This window comes from Vibrio sp. 10N.222.55.B11, assembly GCF_041473705.1.
Classification (GTDB): Bacteria; Pseudomonadota; Gammaproteobacteria; order Enterobacterales; family Vibrionaceae; genus Vibrio; species Vibrio crassostreae_C.
This window is the reverse complement of sequence record NZ_JBFRST010000034.1, coordinates 1-5364: the sequence shown is the minus strand read 5'-3', so window position 1 is coordinate 5364 and position 5364 is coordinate 1. Positions and strand designations below refer to the sequence as shown.

Genomic DNA, 5364 nt, shown 5'->3' with positions numbered 1-5364 from the left:
TGACCACGCTCCCAGAAGGCAGCCCCTTCTCTTGGGGGAATAAGCGCAATAGCTCCCTTAATCTTAATAGCAGCGTGACATGCTCTCGTGTCGTAAGCGCCATCACCAGACACCTCAAGGATACTTCGGCGTGTTTGTTTCAGTAAGTTTGGGAGTACTTCTCCATCTGTAACCGTCGATAAACTTAGCTCGGCGGCAATGATCTCATAAGTGCTTGTATCGACGGCAATATGAAGCTTTCACCAGACCCTACGCTTGCCATCCGTCCCGTGTTTTTTGACCATCCATTCACCTTCGCCATAAACCTTAAGGCCAGTAGCATCAATGGCTAGGTGTTGTATCGCTCCTCTCGTTTTAGTCTTAAATGAGACCTCAACTTGCTTGGCTCTACGACTGATGCAGGTGTAATGCGGACAACTTAACGGAACATGGGCTAACCTAAATATCGAGTCGATAAATCCTCGCAGCGCTGTCGTGATAGCTAAACCACTGAACCGACGTGGCCTCCCGCGCTTATTCTGTTTGCTTTGCGCCCAACCGCTTATTGCCTCTTCATCAATCTAAAAAGTCAGAGAGCCACGGTTAATGAGTGATTGGTTGTATTGCTTCCAGTTGGGTGTTTTATAAAGAGGTTTAGGAATAGGGCTACGAGAGAGTGGACGTAGCTGATCAGATCGTAGGTTCTTGATTTAGTTCCATTGAATTACGCAACAAAGCCCTTAATATCCGCTCGCTTCGGGCGTTCTCTCGTGAATTAACACTTGAGGAACTTGAAGAAGCACTTAAGAAGTTAACGACCGTCTTTCTTAAACGCCAAGAAACAAAATTCGCTGAAATCGTAAATCACATCAAGGTTGATGTTGAAGCTCTCATAGAAGCTCTATCAGGAAAATCAAAAAAGAACACAAAAGGTAAACGTAAGCCTCGCCCTGCTAAATATAGATACACCGACGGGAACGGCAGAGCACAAACATGGACTGGTCAAAGTCGCACCCCTTCCATAATTCAAGAACAGCTTGATGCTGGTAAATCACTTGATGATTTCTTGATCGCGAAATAGTCGCTTCTTTCCCCCCTCCTGCAGTAGGAAGATTTGATCTTGTTGTTAACAACAAGATCAATATTCATATAGAAACGAAACAGAAGCCTTGTTTAAGTTAGTTCGATAGGCCTGAAACCGAAGGCGGGATCCCCATCCTTATTAATGATAATATTAAACGCAGTATTTGGGAAAAATCTCCTAGATTGAATCATTATCTATAAAAGTTAAGTCCTAAGACACCCAATGAAGGCGATATATAAATGGCAAAAAAAAAACGAGCACTCACTTCACTCACTCTTTTTTACAGCCAAGTTTTCTGCAAGGTGATTGCAGCTTTGTCTGTTCTCATTTTAGCTTCCTATCTTTTTGATATTAAATGGCTCTATCGACCAACAAGCCATGGGGCAGCTACGCATCCTATAACTGCTTTTATCTTTTTACTTCTTTCTTGCGCCTGTATTTGGCGGAAAAAGAGTCTGAAGATAACCAGAAGCCTCGTAAGCCTTGCTTTTTTCATACTTGTCATTCGTTTCTATCAACAAAGTACTGGAATTAATTTAATTGACCCTGTTCTAAGTTATTTCATCTTTTTTGATACCCCACTTCACGCAGAGTCTCCCATCGAGATGGGGTTTAATACATCAGTAATGCAACTTTTTGCTGTCATAGCCATTTTTTTCCTCTTAAATAGACGTCCTTGGTATCTAATACAAATTTTTGCCATTACCGCTATTTTCCTCCCATTTGTCTCAGCCGTTGGTTACGCTTATGGTATTGATTCATTTTATGGCCAGATGTCTCCGGTCACCACTATATTAGGGTTCTTTTTAACCATATCAATTTTTGGTCTCACAGCCCACCGAGGCGCACTTAAAACACTCTTATTACCTACTTTAGGAGCGAAAATAGCGCGTACGCAGTTAATCTTTGGGTTGTTATTTTGCCTAGCTGGCGGCTTTCTCACCACTTATATTTTGGAGGATGAAACCAGCGGTTTTGCTATCTATGTAGTGGTGGTCTGTACGTATATCACCTTTACAATGCTGGCTAGTGGTATTACTTATGAGCAATTCGATAAACGTAGACGCCTCCTTGAAAAACAACTCCATAAATCCGCAATTACTGACCGGTTAACTGGATTGTATAACCGATCAGAGTTCGATCAAAAAATCCAAGCAGTATTTGAGCAACAAAACCTGAACCAGGAAATAAATAGTTTACTATTAATAGATATTGATTTTTTTAAGCAATTCAATGATACCTATGGGCACTTACTAGGGGACAAAGTTTTGCAGCTCGTCGCTAATGTTCTGAAAAAAAATACACGCTCTTCTGATCTAGTTTGTCGTTATGGTGGAGAGGAATTCACTATTTTACTTCTTCAAACAGATCTTGAAATCGCCAGCAAGATCGCTGATAACTTAAGAATATTGGTGAGTGAACAAAACCTCACAGCCCCCCTAGAATACGAATCAGATCAGCAAGTGACCATCTCTATAGGATGCGCTAGCCTCTCACAAGCGGAGACAGTCAAAGAGGTGATTAAGCTAGCGGATAATGCTTTATATGAAGCAAAGAAACAGGGGCGAAATAGAATATGTCTCGCTCACGATAAGAGTGAACGCAAAACTTATGACAATTTTTAGCGGCATCGAGAAATCCTAAGAGCGGTTTTGTTGCGTAATTAAATTTAGAGATAGAGCTACCCCGTTTCGCATGCTTTTTAGTCAATACGACAAGTTTCAGGCATACCTAACCCAGTAAGCTTGTTCAACGCTTTTATCATCGCGTAAGTTTCACCCACCTGCGCATTGTAATTTCTTAAGCTCAATCGCCCTCCTAGCAACTGTTTAACTCGATACATCGCTGTTTCTGACAGTGAACGTCTGTGGTATCCATACCGCTCTTTCCAATACTTATGTGAGCCGTATAACTTCTGGCAACCCACGGCGAGATTTTGGGGGTGACCACGCTCCCAGAAGGTTGTTCCTTCTGACTCGCTTAATCTTAATAGCTGCGTGCCACGCTCTCGTGTCGTGAGCGCCATCACCAGACACCTCAAGGAGGCTTCGGCGTGTTTGTTTCAGTAAGTTAGGGAGGACTTCTCCATCTGTAACCGTCGATAAACTTAGCTCGGCTGCAATAATTTCATGAGTGCTTGTATCGACTGCAATATGTGCTTTCGCCATAAACCTTAAGGCCAGTAACATCAGTGGCTAGGTGCTGTATTGCTCCTTAAATGAGACCCCAACTTGCTTAGCTCTACGCTGATGCAGGTGTAATGTGGACAACTTAATGGAACATGGAAATCTAAATAGCGAGTCGACAAATCCTTGTAGCGCTGCGTATTTCGGTGATTGCGATCGCTCGTTTCGGTTTATTCCGATCACTTGATCCTGCCGTTTTTCTCTCTTCCTATTTTTACTCTAAGTGATCGGATTGCGCCAGTTTTCTCATCGACTCACCTCCTAGTTCTATTCGATGACTATTGTGTACCAGCCGATCCATTAGAGCGTCTGCGACAGTGGCGTTACCGATCATGTTGTACCACTCCTTTACAGGTAACTGACTGATGACGATCGTGCTGCTGTTTTGGTAACGATCTTCAAGCACTTCTAATAAGTGACCTGCATGCTCTTGGGTTAGCTTTTCCATCCCCCAGTCGTCGAGGATTAGTAGAGCTTTCTTAGCCAACGATTGAAGTTGCTTTTGATAGCTACCGTCCAGACGACCTGCGGTCAGGTCATCAAGCAGGCGAGTTAATCGGTAGTATCTGACCGTGTGTTGTTGGTCGCAGGCACTGGTTGCCAGTGCGCAGCCAAGATACGTTTTGCCAGCACCTGTTGGGCCTGTGATCAAGATATTCTGGTGCTTATGTAGATAACTGCCCGTTAGAAGTTCGCTCATCTGTTTACGATTGAGATTTCGTCCCTCCTTGTAGATGAGTTGGCTCGGCTGAGCATCCACTCTCAGTTTGGCTTGCCGTTTTAAGCGTTGGATTTTTGTCTGATTGCGATTCAAGATTTCACTTTCCAGAAGTAGGCTTAGCCTTTCCTCGAAGTCCAGCTCTGCGTAGGTGCTCAGTTGTTCTTGTTGCTGCTCTAACGCTTTCACTGCATGGCTCAAGCGGAGGGTTTTGAGTTGGTCGTTCAGTGCGTTCATTTGTATTTCTCCTAGTGATAACAGTTCGGGCCACGGACATTGCTATGAACAAGGTTCGGCGTGCTCGTGTTGTCTTTGCTCAGTTGTCCTTCACGATTGTTCTTCAGCAGATTGTTGATGAAGGTGTAGTTCGGTTTTGTCAGCATCAGCGCATCTTTACAGGCTTGCTCTAAGCGCGACTCGCCATGCGCTTTACTCAGATTGAGCAGCCCAAGGCAGGAGCGATACGACTGCTCTGGATGAGGCTTGGAGTAGAGCATCTTATTGATGACTTCTCGTGTGGCTGGGCCGATATTGGCTCCCCAGTTGAGCAGGCGTCCAGGCGACCACTTCTGATGTTGATGATTACTCGGCATGTGCTCTGGTTGGGTGCTGTTTCCGCGCTCTCTTTGGCTGCGTGGATGCTGGGCTACCAAGTTACCTTGATGGTAGATCTGCACCAGACGGTTGGAGGCTTCCAGTTCGACATGGTGACCAACAAGTTGATGTGGCACCGAGTAGTAGTGGCGGCGATATTCTATGTGATAATCAGGCCCAACCTTGGCTCGCTTGGTTTCGGTATAGAGGTATCGCTGCTTAGGTAGCGGCTTTAACGCTGGCTTATCGAGTTTGTCGAACAGCGCTTTGCGGCTCGCACCATACTGTTTCATCTCACGTTCGTTTAAGTCATTCATAAGCTCACGGATGGCAAGGTTCAGCTCTTTGAAGGTATGGAAGGTTTGATGTCGTAGTCGCATCATGATCCAGCGTTCCACTAGGAGCACGGCATTCTCTGCCTTGGCTTTGTCTTTCGGTTTGTAAGGGCGAGCTGGCATCACTGCGGTTTGATAGTGATTCGCCAGTTTTTGATAACTGTCGTTAAGTCTCGGCTCATAACGATTGGCTTTGGTGACCGCGCTACGTAGATTATCGGGAACCAAGAGCTGTGGTACACCACCGAAGTGCTCGAACGCATTGGCATGCGCCTCTAACCAGTAAGACTTACCTTGACTCGGGAAGGCTTCAACATAGGTGTAATTGGACGCACCTAAGGTCGCCACGAACACTTCTGCTTCGCGCACTTCACCTGTATCAGGGTTGACCACTTGAAGCCGAGGCCCACAGTAATCGATAAACAGCTTGTCACCTGCCACATGGAGCTGGCGCATGCTGCGCTTTTG

Annotated in this window: 4 protein-coding genes and 2 pseudogenes; 2 read left to right on the top strand and 4 right to left on the bottom strand. The window is 45.2% G+C overall.

Annotated features, from left to right (window positions below; translation table 11 throughout):
- A pseudogene (locus AB4503_RS11955) lies at positions 1-641 on the bottom strand (IS5 family transposase); the annotation flags it as partial.
- A 56-nt stretch (positions 642-697) separates the two neighbouring features.
- On the opposite strand from AB4503_RS11955, the gene AB4503_RS11950 reads away from it, so the two are divergent.
- Both AB4503_RS11950 and AB4503_RS11945 read left to right on the top strand, forming a co-directional pair.
- Positions 698-1060 (top strand): H-NS family nucleoid-associated regulatory protein, encoded by a 363-nt coding sequence (locus AB4503_RS11950; RefSeq protein WP_069595600.1) that lies wholly within the window; start codon positions 698-700, stop codon positions 1058-1060.
- A gap of 242 nt (positions 1061-1302) precedes the next feature.
- Complete coding sequence (locus tag AB4503_RS11945; protein ID WP_017101793.1) at positions 1303-2688, top strand: GGDEF domain-containing protein; 1386 nt, start codon at positions 1303-1305, stop codon at positions 2686-2688.
- A gap of 77 nt (positions 2689-2765) precedes the next feature.
- Here the strand turns inward: AB4503_RS11945 and AB4503_RS11940 are convergent.
- The 3 genes and pseudogenes from AB4503_RS11940 to istA all read right to left on the bottom strand — a co-directional run.
- Positions 2766-3384: pseudogene (locus tag AB4503_RS11940) on the bottom strand (transposase); the annotation flags it as partial.
- 79 nt (positions 3385-3463) lie between these two features.
- Positions 3464-4204: an IS21-like element ISVch3 family helper ATPase IstB gene (gene istB, locus AB4503_RS11935; protein ID WP_011988345.1), complete on the bottom strand. Its 741-nt coding sequence runs from the start codon at positions 4202-4204 to the stop codon at positions 3464-3466.
- Between the two features lie 11 nt (positions 4205-4215).
- A partial coding sequence (istA, locus tag AB4503_RS11930) for an IS21 family transposase (RefSeq protein ID WP_372114779.1) occupies positions 4216-5364 on the bottom strand: 1149 nt, incomplete at its 5' end.

Coding starts and splice junctions, on each gene's coding strand:
- AB4503_RS11945 (WP_017101793.1), top strand. CDS start 1,303: ATGGCAAAAAAAAAACGAGCACTCACTTCACTCACTCTTTTTTACAGC.
- istB (WP_011988345.1), bottom strand. CDS start 4,204: ATGAACGCACTGAACGACCAACTCAAAACCCTCCGCTTGAGCCATGCA.